The 19,027-nt window shown below is 68.4% G+C and carries 22 protein-coding genes; 9 read left to right on the forward strand and 13 right to left on the reverse strand.

What is annotated here, in order from left to right:
* Positions 1-8 precede the first annotated feature (8 nt).
* From ACODRX_RS06980 to ACODRX_RS07010, 7 genes are all read left to right on the forward strand, one after another.
* Entirely contained in the window at positions 9-623 is a 615-nt protein-coding gene (locus ACODRX_RS06980; protein ID WP_488870497.1) for a hypothetical protein, read from the forward strand.
* Positions 624-628: 5 nt separating this feature from the next.
* Positions 629-1,294 (forward strand): hypothetical protein, encoded by a 666-nt coding sequence (locus ACODRX_RS06985; RefSeq protein ID WP_488870498.1) that lies wholly within the window; start codon positions 629-631, stop codon positions 1,292-1,294.
* Between the two features lie 8 nt (positions 1,295-1,302).
* Positions 1,303-1,806, forward strand: coding sequence for a hypothetical protein (locus tag ACODRX_RS06990; protein WP_488870500.1), 504 nt, complete (start codon positions 1,303-1,305; stop codon positions 1,804-1,806).
* Complete coding sequence (locus ACODRX_RS06995; protein ID WP_488870501.1) at positions 1,803-2,627, forward strand: COG1470 family protein; 825 nt, start codon at positions 1,803-1,805, stop codon at positions 2,625-2,627. Before ACODRX_RS06990 ends, ACODRX_RS06995 begins: the two co-directional genes overlap by 4 nt.
* The gene (locus ACODRX_RS07000) at positions 2,624-3,280 is read left to right on the forward strand and encodes a hypothetical protein (protein WP_488870502.1); all 657 of its coding nucleotides are present in this window, start codon (positions 2,624-2,626) and stop codon (positions 3,278-3,280) included. Before ACODRX_RS06995 ends, ACODRX_RS07000 begins: the two co-directional genes overlap by 4 nt.
* Before the next feature lie 78 nt (positions 3,281-3,358).
* Positions 3,359-4,663 (forward strand): amidase, encoded by a 1,305-nt coding sequence (locus ACODRX_RS07005; protein WP_488870503.1) that lies wholly within the window; start codon positions 3,359-3,361, stop codon positions 4,661-4,663.
* Between the two features lie 38 nt (positions 4,664-4,701).
* Complete coding sequence (locus ACODRX_RS07010; RefSeq protein WP_488870504.1) at positions 4,702-6,246, forward strand: acetolactate synthase large subunit; 1,545 nt, start codon at positions 4,702-4,704, stop codon at positions 6,244-6,246.
* 89 nt (positions 6,247-6,335) lie between these two features.
* Here ACODRX_RS07010 and ACODRX_RS07015 read toward each other — a convergent pair whose 3' ends face one another.
* Together ACODRX_RS07015 and ACODRX_RS07020 are read right to left on the reverse strand one after the other, a co-directional pair.
* The gene (locus tag ACODRX_RS07015; RefSeq protein WP_488870506.1) at positions 6,336-7,316 is read right to left on the reverse strand and encodes a pseudouridine synthase; all 981 of its coding nucleotides are present in this window, start codon (positions 7,314-7,316) and stop codon (positions 6,336-6,338) included.
* Between the two features lie 6 nt (positions 7,317-7,322).
* Positions 7,323-8,060: a Crp/Fnr family transcriptional regulator gene (locus ACODRX_RS07020; RefSeq protein WP_488870508.1), complete on the reverse strand. Its 738-nt coding sequence runs from the start codon at positions 8,058-8,060 to the stop codon at positions 7,323-7,325.
* Positions 8,061-8,136: 76 nt separating this feature from the next.
* Here ACODRX_RS07020 and ACODRX_RS07025 point away from each other — a divergent pair, with 76 nt between their 5' ends.
* Positions 8,137-8,394 (forward strand): acyl-CoA-binding protein, encoded by a 258-nt coding sequence (locus ACODRX_RS07025; RefSeq protein ID WP_488870509.1) that lies wholly within the window; start codon positions 8,137-8,139, stop codon positions 8,392-8,394.
* A 10-nt stretch (positions 8,395-8,404) separates the two neighbouring features.
* On the opposite strand, the gene ACODRX_RS07030 is transcribed toward ACODRX_RS07025, so the two are convergent.
* The 10 genes from ACODRX_RS07030 to ACODRX_RS07075 all read right to left on the reverse strand — a co-directional run bounded on the left by ACODRX_RS07030 (position 8,405) and on the right by ACODRX_RS07075 (position 17,820).
* Positions 8,405-9,520: a YeeE/YedE family protein gene (locus ACODRX_RS07030; protein WP_488870510.1), complete on the reverse strand. Its 1,116-nt coding sequence runs from the start codon at positions 9,518-9,520 to the stop codon at positions 8,405-8,407.
* Positions 9,521-9,565: 45 nt separating this feature from the next.
* The gene (soxB, locus tag ACODRX_RS07035) at positions 9,566-11,293 is read right to left on the reverse strand and encodes a thiosulfohydrolase SoxB (RefSeq protein ID WP_488870511.1); all 1,728 of its coding nucleotides are present in this window, start codon (positions 11,291-11,293) and stop codon (positions 9,566-9,568) included.
* A 15-nt stretch (positions 11,294-11,308) separates the two neighbouring features.
* Positions 11,309-11,980, reverse strand: a complete 672-nt coding sequence (soxX, locus tag ACODRX_RS07040) for a sulfur oxidation c-type cytochrome SoxX (RefSeq protein WP_488870512.1) — start codon at positions 11,978-11,980, stop codon at positions 11,309-11,311.
* A 12-nt stretch (positions 11,981-11,992) separates the two neighbouring features.
* On the reverse strand, positions 11,993-12,796 hold the full coding sequence (gene soxA, locus ACODRX_RS07045; RefSeq protein ID WP_488870514.1) for a sulfur oxidation c-type cytochrome SoxA: 804 nt from the start codon (positions 12,794-12,796) through the stop codon (positions 11,993-11,995).
* 81 nt (positions 12,797-12,877) lie between these two features.
* Entirely contained in the window at positions 12,878-13,189 is a 312-nt protein-coding gene (gene soxZ / locus ACODRX_RS07050) for a thiosulfate oxidation carrier complex protein SoxZ (protein WP_488870515.1), read from the reverse strand.
* 19 nt (positions 13,190-13,208) lie between these two features.
* Positions 13,209-13,664 carry a thiosulfate oxidation carrier protein SoxY gene (gene soxY / locus ACODRX_RS07055; RefSeq protein WP_488870516.1) on the reverse strand — a complete coding sequence of 152 codons (456 nt, stop codon included), beginning with the start codon at positions 13,662-13,664 and terminating at the stop codon, positions 13,209-13,211.
* A gap of 61 nt (positions 13,665-13,725) precedes the next feature.
* On the reverse strand, positions 13,726-14,790 hold the full coding sequence (locus ACODRX_RS07060; protein WP_488870517.1) for a c-type cytochrome: 1,065 nt from the start codon (positions 14,788-14,790) through the stop codon (positions 13,726-13,728).
* A complete protein-coding gene (soxC, locus tag ACODRX_RS07065; protein WP_488870518.1) occupies positions 14,774-16,129 on the reverse strand; it encodes a sulfite dehydrogenase in 1,356 nt (451 codons plus the stop codon). Before soxC ends, ACODRX_RS07060 begins: the two co-directional genes overlap by 17 nt.
* A gap of 234 nt (positions 16,130-16,363) precedes the next feature.
* Positions 16,364-16,849: a thioredoxin fold domain-containing protein gene (locus tag ACODRX_RS07070; RefSeq protein ID WP_488870519.1), complete on the reverse strand. Its 486-nt coding sequence runs from the start codon at positions 16,847-16,849 to the stop codon at positions 16,364-16,366.
* Positions 16,846-17,820 carry an MBL fold metallo-hydrolase gene (locus ACODRX_RS07075; protein WP_488870556.1) on the reverse strand — a complete coding sequence of 325 codons (975 nt, stop codon included), beginning with the start codon at positions 17,818-17,820 and terminating at the stop codon, positions 16,846-16,848. Before ACODRX_RS07075 ends, ACODRX_RS07070 begins: the two co-directional genes overlap by 4 nt.
* A gap of 185 nt (positions 17,821-18,005) precedes the next feature.
* Here ACODRX_RS07075 and ACODRX_RS07080 point away from each other — a divergent pair, with 185 nt between their 5' ends.
* Positions 18,006-18,422 (forward strand): DsrE family protein, encoded by a 417-nt coding sequence (locus ACODRX_RS07080; RefSeq protein WP_488870557.1) that lies wholly within the window; start codon positions 18,006-18,008, stop codon positions 18,420-18,422.
* Positions 18,423-18,461: 39 nt separating this feature from the next.
* On the opposite strand, the gene ACODRX_RS07085 is transcribed toward ACODRX_RS07080, so the two are convergent.
* Positions 18,462-18,767 (reverse strand): ArsR/SmtB family transcription factor, encoded by a 306-nt coding sequence (locus ACODRX_RS07085; RefSeq protein WP_488870520.1) that lies wholly within the window; start codon positions 18,765-18,767, stop codon positions 18,462-18,464.
* Between the last annotated feature and the right edge of the window lie 260 nt (positions 18,768-19,027).

Genomic DNA, 19,027 nt, shown 5'->3' on the forward strand with positions numbered 1-19,027 from the left:
ACTCCGAAATGACCAAGAAACTTCTCGCCCCCCTGGCGCTGGGCACGGCCCTGGCGCTTGCCTTCGCGGGCCATGCGCTGGCGGACAGCCAGTATGGCTACTCTTCCACCGGCACCGGCACGGTCACCGCGCAAGCCAAGGTGAATCTGAGCGTGGTGATACCAAAGCTGATTCTGCTGAAGGTGGGATCCACCACTGCCGGCGGAGACACCGTCAGCTGGACGACCAGCCTGAGCATCCCCTCCACGCCGACGGTGCCGACGACCTCCGCAAACAACGTCTCCGTGACCTGGGACGGCACCGCCCCGTCGGCGACTTCCACCGCATCCGGCAATGTGCTGGCCGTTTCGGCATGGACCAATGCAGGCAGTGGCTCGATCAATTGCTCCGTGGCCGCGTGGAGCGCAGCCGGCGGCCCCGCGAATGCGAACTTCACGGTGACTGCCTCGGGTGCCAGCCCGGTCCCCCATCCCGGCGCCAACCTCGGTGCATGCGCTTCCACGACGTTCACGCCCAATACCCTGCTCACCGGCAACTGGACCTATGCGCTAACCGGCACGCCGAGCACGTGGACTGCGGGCACGTACACCACCACGGTAACCTACACCGCCACCGGCGTCTGATGCGCATGCGTGCTGCAGCCTTCGCGCCGGCCGCGCTGCGGCCGATACGCGCCCCGCTGGCGGTGGGGCTGGCGCTGCTCGCATGCGGCATCACGGTGCCTGCCAATGCGGTGATCACCACCGTGACCGACAGCGGCAGCACCTACGCCCTATCGCTTCGCGTGGGATCGGCGTCAGCCGTCGACACCGTGCAGTTCAATGTGTCCGGCAACAACGTGGGGCTCACGCCCGCGCCGGTCACAGGCACGCCCGCCATCGACATCTACGTCACGCCCACACGTCCGGTATCCACCTCGGGCACCGCGCGCCCGGTGACCCTGCAAGTGGATTCAACCGCGGGCCTCAGCTGCCAGAGCAGCAGTTGCGGCAGCACCATCATTCCCTTCAGCAAGATCAGCTGGACGGTGAGCAACAGCAGCGGCAGCGGCTCGGGCGACATCCAGAACGGCCAGTTCACCAATGCGGCCAACCAGCAGATTGCCAGCTTCGATGCCAATGCCACCTACTGCTCCGGAATCATCGACGTGCTGGGCATCTGCGTCCTTGGCTCCTGGCACTACCAATCCAACACCATGAATGCCACGCGGCTGACCTTCACCTATGCCAACGACGCCATCTACCCGGCAGGCTCGTACAAGGGCACGGTGTACTTTACCGCGTCGATGCAATGAGCATGCCCATGCCGCGCCTTCGCTCCGCCTTTCGCGTCCATCTGCCCGCCATCCTGGTGCTGGCCGCCTGCGTGATCGCCCCCACGGCCATCGCCCACACCGCACGCCTGGACGACTCCGCCTCGCCGCGCGCCCAGGTCAATGCCGATTTCCGCCAGGCGCAGATGCTCGATGCCCAGACCTTGCTGCTGCCCTTTGGCCGGATCGAATACCGCTTGGCCACCGCCCCCTACCAGGGTCGGCAGGCACGCATCTACTATGTCATTCCGCCCGCCATCGCGGGCCTGCGCTCGCCATCCGGCCTGCAGGTGCAATGGCGTGGCGGCGGCATGCTGCAGGGCGGCGAGGGCCGCCCGGGCGACCGCGTGCTGGTATGGAGCGGCGTGGTGCGCGCACCGTGGATCACCGATACCTTTGAGCTGCAGCTGCGCATCGATCCGCGCCAGCTGCAGCTGGGCCAGGGCGGCCGCCTGAGCTTCGAGTCCTATTTCGAGATCGAGATACAACCATGAGCCTCTTCTTCCTTGCACCCTCCATCCGCCGCGCCGCCGCGCTGGGCCTGGCCCTGCTGGCAAGCTGGGCACAGGCCGCGCCCTTCGAAGTCGCCATCGCGCCATCGCGCTTCGAATTGACGGCCAAGGGCGGCGAGCGGCTGGGCCAGTCCTTCGAGATCCACAACCTGGGCAGCGCCGCCACCTCGGTGTCGGTGCGCACGCTCGACTGGACCTACTCGCCCGAAGGCCAGATCACCTACCACGACGAGCTTCTGCCCGGCAGCTGCCGCCCCTGGGTGGCGCTGGAGCGCCGCACGGTCTCGGTGCCCGCGCAGAGCAAGAGCAGCTTCCGCTTCCAGGTGACGCCGCCGGCGAACACACCGCGCGGCGAGTGCCGCTTCATGATCGCGGTGGAGGGCGCCGAGCCCGCGCAGCAGACCATCATCCGCAGCGGCGCCGCCAACCTGAGCCTGCCGGTGACAGGCCGCATCGCGGTAGCGGTATACCTGATGCTCGGCGGCGCCGAGCCAAAGCTGGAGATGCAGCAGCTCGCCATGCGCGAGGTGGCCGGCAAGCGCATGCCCACCGTCAGCGTGACCAATACCGGCGACGCCCATGGCCGCCTGGATGGCATGCTGGACGCCAAGGACGCCAAGGGCCGCAGCTTCAGCCTGGCGGTCGAAGGCACGCCCATCATGCCCGGCCAGACACGCACCCTGGTGCTGCTGCCCAGGAGCGACGACGGCCAGGGCACCCTCCAGCCCAGCTACCCGGTGCAGGCCAATGGCCTGCTGGACTGGGACAAGGGCAGCTTCAAAGTGAACGCGGAGCTCAAGTGAAGCCCGGCGGCGCCCTTCTGCGCCACGCCGTCCTGGCCCTGGCCTGGGCCGCCAGCGGCAGCGCGCAGGCGGCCAGCGCCACCTCGGGCACCGGCAGCCTGCCGCGCACTACGCCCACCGTTGCGCTCAACTTCGCCATCCAGATCGACAAGTTCATCTTCTTTCGCATTGGCGACGGTGCCTGGCCCACGCCGGGCGGCACCGTATCGCAGGTGGCGTTCACGCTGACGCCCTCCATCCCCGCCGTGCCGACCACGCCTGCCGCGGGCAACAACACGCAGCTCAACTGGAGCGGGGCAGCGCCGGGCTTTGCCGTCGCCGCCACCGGCAATGTGCTGCCGGTGGAGGTGCGCAGCAACGGCGGACAGGTGAGCCTGTACGCCAGCGTGACGACGCCGCTCGCCAGCGGCGCCAACACCATTCCGATGAGCGACATCAGCGTGGCCAGCAGCGACAGCAGCAACCTGCCGGCACCGCCCATCCCCGCCAGCGGCACCGGCAGCTCGGTGAATGTGGCCGGCGGCGGCAGCGGCACGGTGAACAACCTGGTCACCATCCGCAGCGCGAACTGGACCTTCTCCTACGCCGGCAGTGCAAGCCGCCCAGCCGGCAACTACAGCGGGCAGTTGAGCTTCACCGCCAGCACGCCATAGCGCCTGGCGTCGTGCGCGACAGGAAGGCGCCGGTTTTTTGGCTACGATGGCGCGCATCCCCACTCGTGCCCTACCAGCATGCCCACCAGCACCGAACGCCTTGAACACAGCCTGCAGGCCCTGGCCACGCTCGGCGACGAAACCCAGCGCATCTTCACCCAGCTCTACCCCGAAGCAGCCCTTGAGGCCGCGCAGGCCGCGGACCAGCGCGCCGCGCGCGGGCTGACGCTGGGCCCGCTCGACGGCAAGCTGGTGTCGGTGAAAGACCTGTTCGACGTGGCCGGCCAGGTCACCACCGCCGGCAGCCGCATGCGCCAGGGCGCGCAGCCGGCCGGGGCGGATGCGCCCATCGTGCAGCGGCTGCGCGCCGCCGGCGCCGTCATCGTGGGCAAGACCAACATGACCGAGTTCGCCTTCTCCGGCATAGGCATCAATCCGCACTACGGCACGCCCGGCAACGCGGCGGACGCAACGCGCATTCCGGGCGGCTCCTCCAGCGGCGCCGGCGTGAGCGTGGGCCGCGGCCTGGTGGACATCGCCATCGGCTCGGACACCGGCGGCTCGGTGCGCATACCGGCCGCGCTCAACGGCACGGCCGGCTTCAAGCCCACGCAGGCGCGGGTGCCGCGCGAAGGCGCGTTCCCGCTGTCGTTCACGCTCGACACCGTGGGTCCGCTGGCGCGCTCGGTACTCGACTGCGCCATGGCCGACGCCGTGCTCACGGGCAGCGCCTGGAAACCCCTGCCCCCGCGCTCGGTGCGCGGGCTGCGCCTGGGCATTGCGCGCGGCATGCTGCTCGATGGCTGCGAGCCGCTGGTGCTGCACAAGCTGGAGCAGGCGGCCAGCGCCCTGGCCGCACAGGGCGCCGTGCTGACCGAGCTGGACTGGGACCGCTGGATGCGCGCGCCCGCCGAGGTGCAGGCCGACGGCAGCATCAGCGCCGCCGAGGCCGCCTACATCCACCGCGAGGCGCTGGCATCGCGCCAGGCCGAGTTCGATCCGCGCGTACTCAGCCGCATCGCGCGCGGCCAGAGCATCCCGGCCGCCGGCTACATCGCCATGCTGCAGCAGCGCGCGCCGCTGCTCGCGCAGTTCAACGCCGCCATGGCCGATGTGGATGCGCTGCTGCTGCCCACGGTGCCCGCCACCGCGCCGGCCATCGCGCCGCTGCTGGCCGACGATGCCGCCTTCTTCGCGGCCAACGCGCTGATGCTGCGCAACACCTCGGTCTTCAACTTCTACGACCTGCCGGCCCTGTCCATCCCGGCCCCCGCCCTGGCGGGCGAGCTGCCGGTGGGCCTGATGCTGGTGGGCCACCGCATGCGCGACCGCAGCCTGCTGGCGGTGGGCGTGGCGGTGGAGCAGGCGCTGGGGCAGCGATAACCGCCGGCGCAGCCAGATACTTGATACGGAGATCACCGATGAATGGAGCGAAAAGCCTGGTCCAGACCCTGCTCGCGGCCGGCGTGGACACCTGCTTTGCCAACCCCGGCACCAGCGAGATGCACTTCGTGGCCGCGCTGGACCAGATTCCCGGCATGCAATGCGTGCTGGGCCTGCAAGAGAACGTGGTCACCGGCATGGCCGACGGCTACTGGCGCATCGCGCGCAAACCGGCCTGCACGCTGCTGCACTGCGGCCCGGGCCTGGCCAACGGCATGGGCAACCTGCACAACGCGCGCCGCGCGCGCAGCGGCATCGTCAACATCGTCGGCGACCAGGCCACCTACCACCGCCCCTTCGACGCGCCGCTCACCGCCGACACCGCCGGCATGGCACAGGCCGTGTCGCAGTGGCAGCGCACCAGCACCGCCACGCCCGAGCTCGGCCGCGATGCGGCCGAGGCGGTGCGCGCGGCCCGCACCTTTCCGGGCCAGATTGCCACGCTGATCCTGCCGGCCGACGTGTCCTGGCAGGAGGGCGGCGCCGTCGGCGCCGCGGGCGAGCCGCCGCCGCCGCCCGCCATCGATGGCAATGCCATCGACCTTGCCGCGCGCACGCTGCGCAGCCATGGCAAGGACACGCTGATCCTGCTGGCCGGCCACGGCGTACAGCCCGAGGCCCAGGCGCTGGCCTGGCGCGTGGCCCGGGCCAGCGGCGCCACGCTGATGGCCGACTATGTGAACGCCCAGGTGGCGCGCGGCCGCGGCCGCCTGCAGCTGGAGCGTGTGCCCTATGTGATGGACGCGGCCATCCGCGCGCTCGCCCGCTTCAGCCACATCATCCTGGTGAACGCCAAGGCGCCGGTGGGCTTTTTCGGCTACCCCGGCCTGCCCTCCATCCAGTACCCACCGCAGGCGCAGCTGCAGGTGCTCTCGCGCCCCGAGCAAGACCCGGTGGAAGCGCTGCACGGGCTGGTGGAGGCACTGCAGGCGCCCGCAGCCGCCATACCCGCCCCCGGCCCGCGCCCCGAGCCGGTGCGCGGCGCGCCCACGCCCGAGGGCTTGGCGCAGACGCTGGCGGCGCTGATGCCCGAGCAGGCCATCATCTCGGACGAAAGCGTCTCCTATGGCCGCGGCTTCTACCAGCACACCCATGCCGCGCCGGCGCACGACTGGCTGCACCTGGCCGGCGGTGCGATCGGCGACGGCATGCCGGTGGCCACCGGCGCGGCCATAGGCGCGCAACGCCAGCGCCGCGTCATCAACCTGCAGGCCGACGGCTCGGCCATGTACTCGCTGCAATCGCTGTGGACCCAGGCGCGCGAGCGCCTGCCGGTGACCACCATCATCCTCAGCAACCGCAAGTACAACATCCTGATCGGCGAATACAAGGGCGTGGGCGCAGTGCCCGGCGCCACCGCGATGAACATGCTCGACCTGGGCAACCCGGCGCTCGACTGGGTGCGGCTGGCCGGCGGCATGGGCGTGGAGGCCGCGCGCGCCACCACGCTGGAGCAGTGCGCGGACCTGATGCGCAGCAGCTTCGACCAGGCCGCGCCCTTCCTCATCGAATTGATTATCTAAAAAGAGAGCTGCAGGCGCTTATCCCTACTGGTTTTCAATATGATTTATATCTAAAAACCAGTATATACAAGCGATAGCAGCTATTATTTTTAAAACCGCTCGCCCGGCGCCAGGTAGCGCCACTGCCCCACCGGCAGGTGGCCCAGCGTGACGCGGCCGATGCGGATGCGCTTGAGGCCCACCACATGCAGGCCCACCAGCTCGCACATGCGGCGGATCTGGCGCTTCTTGCCCTCGCGCAGCACGAAGCGCAGCTGCTCGGGGTTCTGCCAGTCCACCTGCGCGGGCAGCAGCGCCTGCCCGTCCAGCGACAGGCCGTGGCGCAGCAGCGCGAGCTGCTCGGCCGGGAAGTGGGCCTGCACCTCCTGCGCCACGGCGCCGTAGGTCACGCGCACCAGGTATTCCTTGTCCATCTCGGAATCCTCGCCGATGATCTGGCGCGCCACGCGGCCATCCTGCGTCAGCACCAGCAGGCCCACCGAATCGATGTCCAGCCGCCCGCAGGGCGCCAGGCCCTTGAGCTGGGCGAAGTTGAAGCGGGTCTTGCTGCGGTCGCCACTCCAGCGGCTTTGCGCGGTGATGAGCTTCACCGCCGGCTCGTGGCCGTCCTCGGCCTGGCCGCTCACATAGCCCATGGGCTTGTGCAGCAGGATGGTCACCTGCTGCTGCTGGCTGTTTCTGGCCGCCTCGTCGATCTCGATGCGGTCGTGCGCGGTGACCAGCTGGCCCATCACCGCCACCTCGCCATTGACCCGCACCCAGCCGTTCTCTATCCACGCATCGCCCTCGCGGCGCGAGCACAGGCCCTGGTCGGACATGCGCTTGTTCAGCCGCACCGCGCCCTCGGGGCGGGGCTGGGCCTCGGGGCGCTGCGGCGCGGTGAAGGCGGGCTTGGGATCGTCGGCCCGCCAGACCTTGGCGCGGCCGGGCGCCGGTGCAGGGGGTGGCGCGACGCGACGCGGCGCGGGCCGCGGCCGCTGTGGCGGCACCGGGGCCGGGGCGCTGGCACGCTTGCCAAGCGAAAGGGTCTTGCGCGCCGACGGCGGCACGGGGCTGGAAGGAGTGGACATAGCCCGCTATTGTCGCGCGCTTTGCGCCCCGCCCTTGTGCAGCCCCTTGCCGCGCAGCGCGGGCAGGTCCAGCACCCTGAGGCCGCCGTATTCGATGCGGATCGCCCCCATGTCCTGCAGGGTGGACAGCGCCTCGTTCACGCGCTGGCGCGACAACCCCACCAGATAGGCCAGCTCCTGCTGGGTGATGCGCAGCAGCTCGCTCACGCCGGGATGCAGCGCCGGGTTGAACAGCGCGGCCAGCGTGCGCGCCACCCGCTCCTCGGGGCGGTTGAGCCGGTCGATCTCGCGCGCGCTGATGAACTGCGCCAGCCGCTCGTTGAGCTGGTGCATCACGAAGCGGTTGAAGCCGAAGGAATGGTCGAGCAGCCAGTGGAAGGCGTCGACCGGTATGCCCACCACCACGCTGCGGCGCAGGGCCTGCACGTCGTAGCGGTAGGGCTCGCGCTTGAGCGCGGTGCCCTCGCCGAACCAGCCGCTGCCGGGCAGGCCGGCAAAGGTCATGGTGCGGCCCTCGCTGTCCTCGGCGCTCATCTTGAGCAGGCCCTCGATCACGCCGAACCAGAAGGTCACCGGCTTGCCGATGCGGCAGATGTACTCGCCCGGCTCGGCCTCGGTGACCACCAGCTGCTTCAGCGCATAGGCGCGCTCCAGCGGCTCCAGCCGGGGCAGCCAGGGAATGCCGGCCAGCTCGTCCTCGCGGACCGCGCGCTGGCGCTTGTACAGGGGCAGCAAAGAATTCATGAACGATCGTGCTATTTTTACCTTTTCACAGCCCCATTCTGGCTACACTGCAGCCATCCGCCAATGAAGGACAACCATGACTGCCGATCTGAACACCGCGTTTGAAGCCGCCAAGGCCGCCTCGATGGAGCTGAGCGAGCGCCCGGCCAACGCCGTGCTGCTCAAGCTCTACGCCCTGTACAAGCAGGGTTCGGTGGGCGACAACACCGAGCCCAAGCCCGGCTTCGCCGATTTCGTGGCCAGCGCCAAGTGGAATGCCTGGAACGAGCTCAAGGGCACGGCGCAGGATGCGGCCAAGCAGCAGTACATCGACCTGATCGCTTCGTTGGAGTAGCCGGGGCGGATCAGCCGGCGCGCCGCTCCTCGCGCCAGGCAAGGTAGCGCAGCGCCGCCACCGCGCCGGCGATGATGGCGGCCACCGCCATGAAGCTGCCCAGCTGCAGCGTGGAGATGGCGCTCACCCCCTGGCCGATGGTGCAGCCCATGGCGACCACGCCGCCCACGCCCATCAGCACCGCGCCGACCAGGTGGCGCGCCAGGTCGGCGGTGTCGGCAAAGCCCTGCCAGCGGAAGTCGCGCCGCCACAGCGCATGCACGAAGGCGCCCGCCACCACGCCCGCCACCGAGGCGATGCCCCAGCTCAGCAGCTTGTTGCTGTCGCTGAAGAACAGCAGCCAGTCCAGCGTGTGCGCCACCGGGGTGACGAAGCTGAAGGCCTCGATGCGGCCGCTGTAGGTGGCGGCGTAGACATGCTCCAGCGTCGCCGGGTGCTCGGGCACCTCGGCAAAATGGCCGCTGAGCCACCAGGCCGCGGTCACGCACAGGCCCACGGCCGCGCCGCCGGCCAGCACGGCGGCGTCCCGGCCGCGGCGCCCCCAGGCGGCCAGGATCAGCAGCAGCCCCAGGCCCATGCCCGCCACCAGGCGCACCGTGGAAACCTGCCAGGCACCGGCCCGCGCCAGCCACTCGGGCAGCGCCGCCGGCATGCCAAGACTCCAGGCCACGCTGTCGAGCCAGCGCACCCGCGCCACCGCGGTGATGCCCTTGAGCGTGGCGAACGCGGCCACCGCCATCACCAGCAGGATCACCAGCGACTTGAGGCTGCCACCGCCCAGCCGCGTGAGGTTGCGCGCGCCGCAGCCCGACGCCAGCACCATGCCCGCGCCGAACAGCACGCCGCCCACCAGCGACGACAGCCACAGCAGCTGCCGGGCCGCATAGAGCGTGTCGCCCGGCGCCACGCCGCCCCACAGCGCCAGCGCGGTGAAGCCGCACATCGCCACTCCCACCGCCATGGCCCACTGGCGCATGCGCATCCAGTCGCCCAGGTACACCACGTCGCTGATCGCGCCCATGCTGCAAAAGCGGGTTTCGCGCATGGCGAAGCCCAGCACCGCGGCCAGCAAAAAAACGGCCACCAGCACGGTGGCCACCAGGGAATCAAACTCCGCAAGGCTCATGGCCGCTATTGGAGCGGTTTTGGCGCCCGCATGCAACAGGCTGCGCTACGCGATCCCCATGTTGGGGCGGACATTCACCAGCTCGGGCTCATTCAGCTGGCGCGGCTTGAGCACCTTCTGGTCCTTCAGCCAGGGCTCCACCACTTCCCAGATCTGGCGGTTGCCGGCGCTCCTGGCCTCTTCGGCCACCGGTGCCCAGCCGGCCACCTTGTACTTCTTGTCGGCCTCGATCAGCGCGCCGCCCAGCCGCATCTCGCTGATGCGCTTGCCCGCGCCGGCGCTCGGGTCGCAGCGGTACCGCAGGCCGCCCACGCGCACCATGTCGCCGCCCTGCTGGTAGTACGGATCGGGGTTGAACAGGTTGTCGCACACGTCCTCCAGCACCGTCTTGATGGTGCTGCCGCTCATCTCGGTGACCGTGGCGTAGGAGTAGGTGGTCGCGGTCATGTCCATCAGCCATTCGCGGGTGATGTCCTGGCCGGCGAGCAGCGAGGTGCCCCAGCGAAAGCCCGGCGAGAACGCGATCGGCGCGTCCTGCACCGCAATCATGGCGTCGAGCAGCAGCTGGTCGCCGCTGCCGTTGAAGTTGCCGCGCCGGTACAGGCTGCCGTCGGTGCGCGCCAGCACCTCGTCCAGCTTGCCCTCGTAGGGCGCGCGGATCTTGGTGATGAGGGCATCCATCTCGGCGTCGGCCGGCAGGATGTTGGCAAACACCGGCAGCAGGCGGTAGCGGAAGTCGCGCAGCTTGCCATTCTTCACATCCAGGTCCAGCACGCCCAGGAACTTGCCGTTCGAGCCGGCATTGGTGACGATGGTCTTGCCGCCGGCGTTCTCCACCAGCGTGGGCAGCGGCATGCCGTCGTGCGTATGGCCGCCCAGGATCGCGTCGATGCCGCGCACCCGGCTGGCCATCTTCAGGTCGACGTCCATGCCGTTGTGCGACAGCACCACCACCACCTGCGCGCCCTTGCCACGCGCCTCATCCACCATTTTCTGCAGGTTGTCGTCCTGGATGCCGAAGCTCCAGTCGGCCACCATGTAGCGCGGGTTGGCGATGGGCGTGTACGGGAAGGCTTGGCCGATGATGGCCACCGGTATGCCGCGGATCTCGCGGATCACGTAGGGCTTGAACACCGGGTCGCCGAAGTCGGCGGTCTTGACGTTCTGGGCCACGAAATCGAGCTTGCCGCCGAAATCCTTGTCGATGATCTCCTGCACCCGCTGCATGCCGTAGGTGAACTCCCAGTGGCCGGTCATCACGTCCACGCCGAGCAACTTGCAGGCATCGACCATGTCCTGGGCATTCGTCCACAGCGAGGTGGCCGAGCCCTGCCAGGTGTCGCCGCCATCGAGCAGCAGCGCGCCGGGGCGCGAGGCCCGCATGCGCTTGACCAGCGTGGCCAGGTGCGCGAAGCCGCCGACCTTGCCGTAGCGCCGGGCCGCGGCCTCGAAGTCGAGGTAGGTGAAGGCATGCGCCTCGGCCGTGCCGGGCCGGATGCCGCAGGCCTTGAGCAGGTGCTCGCCCACCAGGTGCGGGCGCTGGTTCTTCATCGCGCCGATCCCGAGGTTCACGCTGGGCTCGCGGAAATGGATGGGCCTGAGCTGCGCATGGCAGTCCGTCATGTGCAGCAGCGACACATTGCCAAAGGCCGGCAGCTCGTACAAGGCCTTGTCGGCCACCGCGGCATCGGCCCAGGCATGGCGCTGCAGGCCCATGCCGCCAACGCTGGCAGCGGCCAGCACCTGCAGGAATTCGCGTTTGGAGAGGCTCATATCGGCGCGGCCTCTTCAGCGGTTCACGGGCGAGCGCGGGTCCACCAGCAGCGCCACCACGTCGCGCACCTGCGCCTCGGTCAGGATGCCGGCATGGCCGAAGCGCGGCATGCCCGAGCAGGCGTTGTAGGCCTTGGCGTTCCAGACCTTGCCCCAGGTGTACTCCACGATGGCCTTGGACGCCGGGCTGTCCGGATCGGTGATGCCGCGGATCTTGCCGTAGTGGTAGAGGCTCGGCCCCAGCGTGCCGAAGGAGATCTCCTCCTTGCTGATCTGGTGGCAGTTGTAGCAGTTGCCGCCGTTGAGGCTGCCGGCCTTGTCCGTCCAGGTCATGCCCCGGCCGTTCTGGGCGATCTTCTCGCCCGCCTTCCAGTCGCCGACCAGCCTGCCGTCCTTGGGCCACTGCACCGTCTTCAGGTTCGCGGCCTCGATGGCCGCGCCGCGCTTGGCGTCCAGCGCCACGCCGGTGGCCTCGGCCTCGCTGCAGGCCGCGTTCGATTCGTCCTGCTGCAGGCGCTCGACCTTGGCGATGCCCTGGTCGCGGAACGACTGCGCCACGATCTGCTTGGTGACGGCATCGATGCTGGCCGTGCTGTCCACCGAGGCACAGCCCCACACCGCCAGCGCGGCCGCGACGGCCGCGGCGGGTAACCCGTAATTGCCGTAATTGCCGTAATTGCGCAACATAGCGTTCCCCTTTCAACGCTTGATCGCAGGCGCGGTCGATACCCCGCCCTTGCCATTGACACCCATGTACACGCCCAGCGCCACGGTCGCGTCGCTGGCATAGCCCGGGAACGGGAAACGCTGCTGGCGAAAGCAATCGTTCAGCCGGCGCTGCATGCTCCACAGCTCGCCCGAGGACACGCGGTACGCCGGCCAGGCGCCGAAGCCCTCGGCGGCGCCGGGGTTCTTGGTGAGGTTGGGCAGGTCCTGCAGCCGGATGCGCTTGCCATCCGCGCCGTGGCAGGATGCGCAGGCGAAATCGTGTGGGCCGCCGCGCATGAAGAAGATGCGCTTGCCCACCTCGTACATCTGCTTTTCCTTGGGATGGCCCTGGGGCAGGTTGAAGGCCATGCCCTTGGACTGCGAGGCAATCCAGGCCACCAGGCCCTCCATGTTCTTCTGCTCGTCCTTGCCGAACGGCGTGGCGGCGATCTTGGCCGCATCCAGGCCCTGCAGCGTGGACATGCAGCTGAGCAGGCGCGACTCCAGGTCCTGCACCTTGCCGGTGTCGGCGAAGTAGCGCGGCAGCTCGACGAACACGCCCTTGACCACGCCCGGGCCCTTGCCCAGGTCGCATTGCTGCAGCGACGCATTCCTCGGGCCGCGCTTTTGCTGCCACAGCTCCTCGCCCTTCATCTCGAAGAGCTCGGCCGGATTGCCGTCCTGCAGCATCTCGCGGTATTCGGCAATGCCGTCGGCCGTGCTTTTCTGGGCCAGCGCGGGCGCGGCCAGGGCCAGCAGGGCCGTGCCCGCAAGGCCGGCGGCAAGGCCGGGCATGTGTCTTGTCTTCCTCATCGGGGGCCTCCTTTTCTTGTCGTGGACCTGCGCCCTGCCGGCGCGGGCGCGGCTCGCGCCTTCTCAGCTCACGGCGGCTTCGTCGGTGCGGGTCTCGCCGCGGTTGTCCTTCCAGCTCACCGCGATCTTGTCGCCCGCCTTGGCGCCCTTGACCACGAACTGCAGGAACGGGTTCTTCGACACCGCGGGGCCCCACTCGGCCGTGAGCACCGGCTTGCCGTTGAGCGACGCGCTGACTTCCTGGATGAACCAGGCCGGAATCACCTTGCCTTCGGAATCCTTGCGCTGGCCGGTTTCCATCTCGTGGGACATCAACACCCGCACCGTGGCCTTGTCGCCTGCGGCCTGCGCGCGAATACGCATAGCATCTGCCATGATCGTTCTCCTTGATTACTTAACCGCCGCAGCCACCGAGGGTGACCTTGACTTCCTTCTTCGCGAACAGCGCCTTGCCGTCGCTGGTGATGGCCACCGCGTACACGTCCGACGACTGGCCCAGCTTGGCGCGCGTGAGAAAGTTGGGCTCCACCGCCTCGTTCACGTTGAACGCCGCGACCATGGTGTTGGGGTTCTTCTCCACCAGCACCAGCAGCTGCTTCACGTTGGCCAGCGTGGTGGCGGCGCCGATGGGCACCACCGCGCCGTTCTCGGCGATGTCGGGCGCGGTGATGGTCACCTCCTTGCTCTCCTGCGGCGCCGATGCGCCCAGGGCCTTGACCACGTCGGCCACGGTCTTGGCATCGAACGCGGCCTGGTTGTAGGCAGCCTGGGCCACGCGGGGCAGCAGGCCCGCGGCCAGCAGCAGGCCCGCCACTGCCGCCGAGTCCTTGAGTACGTCTCTGCGCTTCATAGTCTGGTCTCCTTGCAATACGTCAAACATGGTGGAAAGCCACAGTATCCGGGGCTTATATCTAGGGCTTGGCGCCGCCGGCCAGCCAGCCGGCAATGGCCTTGGCGTCGTCTTCGCTCACGCCGGGCTGCGGCGGCATGGGGATCGAGCCCCAGACGCCCGTGCCGCCAGACCTGATCTTGCCCAGCAGGTAGTCCTGCTGCCCCGGGTACTTCTTCGCGATCTCCGCAAAAGCGGGCCCCACGATTTTCTGCTCCACGCCATGGCAGGCCACGCAGGCGTTTTTCTCGAGCGCCGCCGTGGGCGCCACGGCCTTGGCATCCTTGGGAGCGCTGGCGGGCCTGGCGGCGGCGGTATCCGTGGCGATGCCGTGCTGCGCGCCAACCAGGCGGTTTTGCTCGGCCAGGTTGCCGTGGTTGTTGCTGGCATGCGCCGGCAGGGCCGAGCGCACCTGGGGCGCCGGGCCGCAGTTGCTCATGCAGGCGCTGGCCTGCACATCCGGCTTCGCGCCCTTGGCAAACTCGGCGCCCGGCCACAGCGCGTGCTGCGTGCTCATGCCGTTGCGGTTGGGCAGCTTTTGCTGCACCTCGGCGATGTTGCGGTCGCTGAGCGTGAAGCTGTCCGGCACCACGCCGCCCAGGTTGAGCAGATAGGCGGTAACCGCATACACCTCTTCGGTGGACAGCGACTTGGGCTCATTCCAGGGCATGGCACGGTGGATGTAGTCCCACAGCGTGGAGACCGTGGCCACCTTCATCAGCGTGGTGCGGCCGGGAAAGGCCGCATCCTTGAGCCGCGCGGCGTGGCCGGTCTTGATGTCGTCGGCCGTGGTGCCGCCGACCAGCGGGCTGAACACCTCGTTCGATTCGCCGAACACGCCGTGGCAAGAGGCGCACTTGCTCTCCCACACATCCATGCCCTTTTGCACCGAGCCCGAGCCGGGCGGCAGGCCCTTGAAGTCCGGGCGCACATCGATGTCCCAGGCCTGCACCTCCCTGGGCGTGGCATCGCGGCCTATGCCGGCAAAGCGCTGGGCCGCATCCCTGCCCTGAGCCATGGCACCACCGGCCATGGCCGCGGCCAGCGCCAGCAGCGCGAGCGCACGATGACTACGCAAGCTGAACATTGGCCACCTCCCCGTTCGCATGCACCGCCCACGACTGGATCGCGTTGTTGTGGTAGATGGAGCGGCTGCCGCGCACCGCGCGCAGCTGCTGGTAGCTCGGCTGCACATAGCCGGTCTCGTCCATCGCGCGGCTTTGGATGATGCATTCCTCGCCACTCCAGCTCCAGTCGATGTTGAAGCGCGTGAGGCACTTGGGCATCACCGGCCCTTCGAGCCGTGCGGTGCGCCAGTTGCGCCCGCCATCCACGCTCACGTCCACGCGCTTGACCTTGCCGCGCCCCGACCAGGCGAGGCCGGTGATGCTGTAGAAGCCCTTGTCCAGCAGCATCTGCCCGCCCGAAGGCGTGGTCACCACGCTCTTGCATTCCTGGAGGCTGGTGTACTGGCGGTGCTGGCCGTCGGGCATCAGGTCGATGTAGTGCACCGCCTCGTCCTTGGTCGCATAGGGCATGTCGCCCACCTCGATGCGGCGCAGGTACTTGACCCAGCTCACGCCCTGCACGCCGGGCACCACCAGGCGCAGCGGATAGCCCTGCTCGGGCCGCAGCATCTCGCCGTTCTGGCCATAGGCCACCAGCACCTCGCCCGAGGTGATCAGCTCGACAGGAATGGTGCGAGTCATCGACGAGCCGTCGGCCCCCTCGGCCAGGATGAACTTGCCTTTCTTGAGGTCGGCGCCGGCCATCTCCAGCAGGGTGATCAGCGGCACGCCGGTGAACTCGCTGCACGAGAGCATGCCATGCGTGTACTGCACCGTGGGCACCGCGACATTGCCCCATTCCATGCCGGTATTGGCCCCGCACTCGATGAAGTGAAAGCGCGACACCGAGGGCAGGCGCATCAGCTCGTCCATGGTGAACACCTTGGCGCTCTTCACCAGCCCGTTGACCATCAGGCGGTGCTTGGACGGATCAATGTCCCACCAACCCTGGTGGTGGCGCTCGAAATGCAGGCCGCTGGGCGTGACGATGCCGAACAGCGACTGCAGCGGCGCGAACGACACCGAGGCCTGGCGCGTCTGGGTCAGGCCCGGGCTCTGGCGGCGCTGCACGTTGGCCTCGTACCTGGATGGCTTGCCGTAGCCTTCGGCCGTCACCGGCTGCCCCAGGCCCTTGCTGTGCGCGGGCAGCTCCAGGATGTTCGGATCGCCGTCGCCCACAGGCGCCGCGGGCTGCGCCCGCGCCACGCCGGCAGCCGCAGCACCGGCCGCCGCCGCAAACGCGCCACGGATGAAATCGCGGCGCCCCGCCTTGGCCTCGGCCAATACCGCGCCCACATCCTGCGGGCGCACAAAATTCTCCGGCGCCTTGCGCACCCTGCCCATCAGCTGGTTGAGCATACGCTCCCTTTCCAATAGCAAACTCGGTCTGCCACGTCTGGAAGAGATCGCCTCGCGCTCCAGGCCCGCACCTTGTGGATTTGTCTCATCGTGGCGTATTTATTTATATATAAGCATATTGTTATGTTTTAAATTATCCATCTGGAAGGCAGTGCAGGTTTTCTAGGACATACCCTCGCTATTCCAACAATGAACAGCGAGGCTGGCGGCAGACCAGCCTTGCACCCTGTCCGCCTATCCCGTCACCGCGGCCCGCGCCAGCGCCAGGCGCTCGTCCAGGTAGGCGCCATAGAAGTCGGAGGTGGAGCCGGCGGCCAGCCGTGGCGCCACCTCCCGGCCATCGGGCCCATAGAACAGCAGCGTGGGCGCCACCTCGATCTGCAGGTCCTTGACCAGCTGGCCATGGGTGGTCGCACGCCCCTGCCAGTCGCGCACCGGCAGGCGCGAGAGGAAATGGACCTGCTCCACGCAAGCGCCTTCCTTCCGCGCCGGCACCAGGTAGTTCTCGCGCGCCACCTTGCAGAACGGGCAGCCGTGCAGGGTCGCCAGCACGAGCAGCGGCTGGCGCCGCCGCAGCGCCGCCGCGAGGCTCTGGCGCATGTCGGTGGCCGTGGGCAGCAGCCGCTCGGAGGCATCGGGCGCAGCCTGCGCCCAGGCCGGCAGCACCGGCATGGCCCCCATGCCCGCCAGGCCCAGCAGCAGGGCGCGGCGGCCGGTCATGGCTTTTCCTGCTCCATCAGCAGGTAGGTGTTGTAGGCGTTCATGCGGTTGGCCTCCTTGAACAGCGGATAGCCGGCAAAGCGCGACCAGTCGGTGGCCTGGTAGGCCTCGTCGAACGGGTCCAGGTTGCGGGCCGCCTTGCCCATGGCCTCGCGCAGGAAGCTCAGGTAGTCGCGCGTGAGCTGCATGTCCTGCTTCGGGTTTTCCGATGCCGGCCCGTGGCCCGGCACCATCACCTTGACCGGCAGCTGCAGCAGGGCATCGAGCGCCGCGATCCAGTGGCGGCTGTCGGCCTGGCCCACGTAGGGGATGCGGTTGCGGAACACCACGTCGCCGATGAACAGCACCCCGGCTTGCGGCAGGAACACCGCCGTATCTTCCGGCGTGTGCGCCGGGCCCATGTGCTGCAGCACGAACTCGGTGCCGCCGATGCTCAGCCGGGTGAGGTCGGCATCCACCCATTGGTCGGCCGGCACCATGCGGGTCGAGGCATCGATCCACGGTGCCAGCTCGGTGCGCGAGGCCTGCAGGCGCAGGCGCGCGGTCTCGGAGTTGAGGTACTCCCTGGCCAGGCCGTTGGCCACGATTCTGGCGCCCAGGGCCTGGAAGACCTGCAGGCCGTAAATATGGTCGGCATGGTAGTGCGTGAGGATGACGGTGCCGATGGGCTTGGGCGTGATGGCCCGGATCTGGCGCACCAGCTCCTGGGCCAGCGCGGGCGAGCCGAGCGCGTCGATCACCACCACGCTGTCGCCGGTCACCACGAAGCCGGCGTTGGAGATGAAGTTCTGGTTCTGCGCCGAGCCCAGCGCCGACAGGCCTTGCACGTAGTAGACGTTGGGCGCGACGTTCTTGACCTCCATGGGCCTGCTGGCCACCAGCGCGGGCGCCGCGCCCGCATCGGCTCGCGCCGCCAGTGCGGCCGGCTCCGGGCCATGGGCCCAGGCCGCGAGCGCCGCAAAACACCCCATCGACGCCACGACGCGCCGCCAACCCCTGTTGTGTATCTTCATCTCCAAGCCTCTCCCGTGGATGGGGCCGCCGCCCTCGGTATTTTCTCCGGCTATGCAAGGCAATAGCAGGCGACTAATATAAGCCACCAGCGATATTTTGGGGCTGGCAATACCACCAATGCAACCCAGAAAAGGATTCCATGATGAAACGCGTATTTCTTGCCCTCTTCTTCTCGCTGCTGGCCACGGCCGCTTTCGCGCAGGACAAGATCAAGGTGGTCTACCACGTGAACACCGGGGTGGAGACCGCGGCCGCGATACTGAACAACATCAGCAACGAGCTCAATGCCTCGCCAACGGACAAGATCGTGGTCGTCACCCACGGCGCCGGCATCGACTTCATGCTCAATGACGCCAAGGACAGCAAGGGCCGCGAGTTCAGCGGGCCGGTGAGCGCGCTGGCGGCGCGCGGCGTGGAGTTCCGGGTCTGCGACAACACCTTGCACTCGCGCAAGATCGATGCCTCCAAGCTGCTGATGGAGGCGCAGGTCGTGCCCTCCGGCGTGGCCGAGGTCGCGCGCCTGCAGGCCAAGGAAGGCTACGCCTACCTCAAGCCCTGAGGACGCCACCGCCGGCAATTTCGCGCCTGCGAAACCGCATCAGTCTTCCATGGCGATCTGCAGGCATACGCTGCGGCACATCTGCACCACCTTGTCGTTGGCGATGAAGTAGTAGACGCTCACGCCCTCGCGCCTGCGGCCCAGGATGCCCGCCTGGTACAAGGTGTTCAGGTGCTGCGACATATTGGGCTGCGTGGTGTTGATCGCCGCCAGCAGCTCCGACACATTGCGCTCGCCATTGCACAGTGCGCTGATGATCTTGAGCCGCATCGGCGCAGCCATGGCCCGGAACAGCTCTGCTGCACTTTCAAACACGCCATCGTCTTCCAGCTCTTGCGACTCCATCGCTTGCCCCTTGTTGCCACCTGCCCAGTGTATGCGTATGCGCAGGCGCGGCCATCGCGCGCCCTGTGAACGGGCCCCGGGCCATGGCGGATTCTTGGCGGATTTCCTAGCCGAAATTTCGGCAACCTTCGCGCCCCCATTTGCAACCGCGGGTAAAACCCCGGGAGGGTTTTCCTGCAAATTGTCGTCGTAAAGACAAAACAACGTCAAAGTCGCTCCTAGTATTCGCCCATAGCCGGCCGCCTGTGCACCATGGGCGG

This window comes from Comamonas sp. FG99, assembly GCF_057808605.1.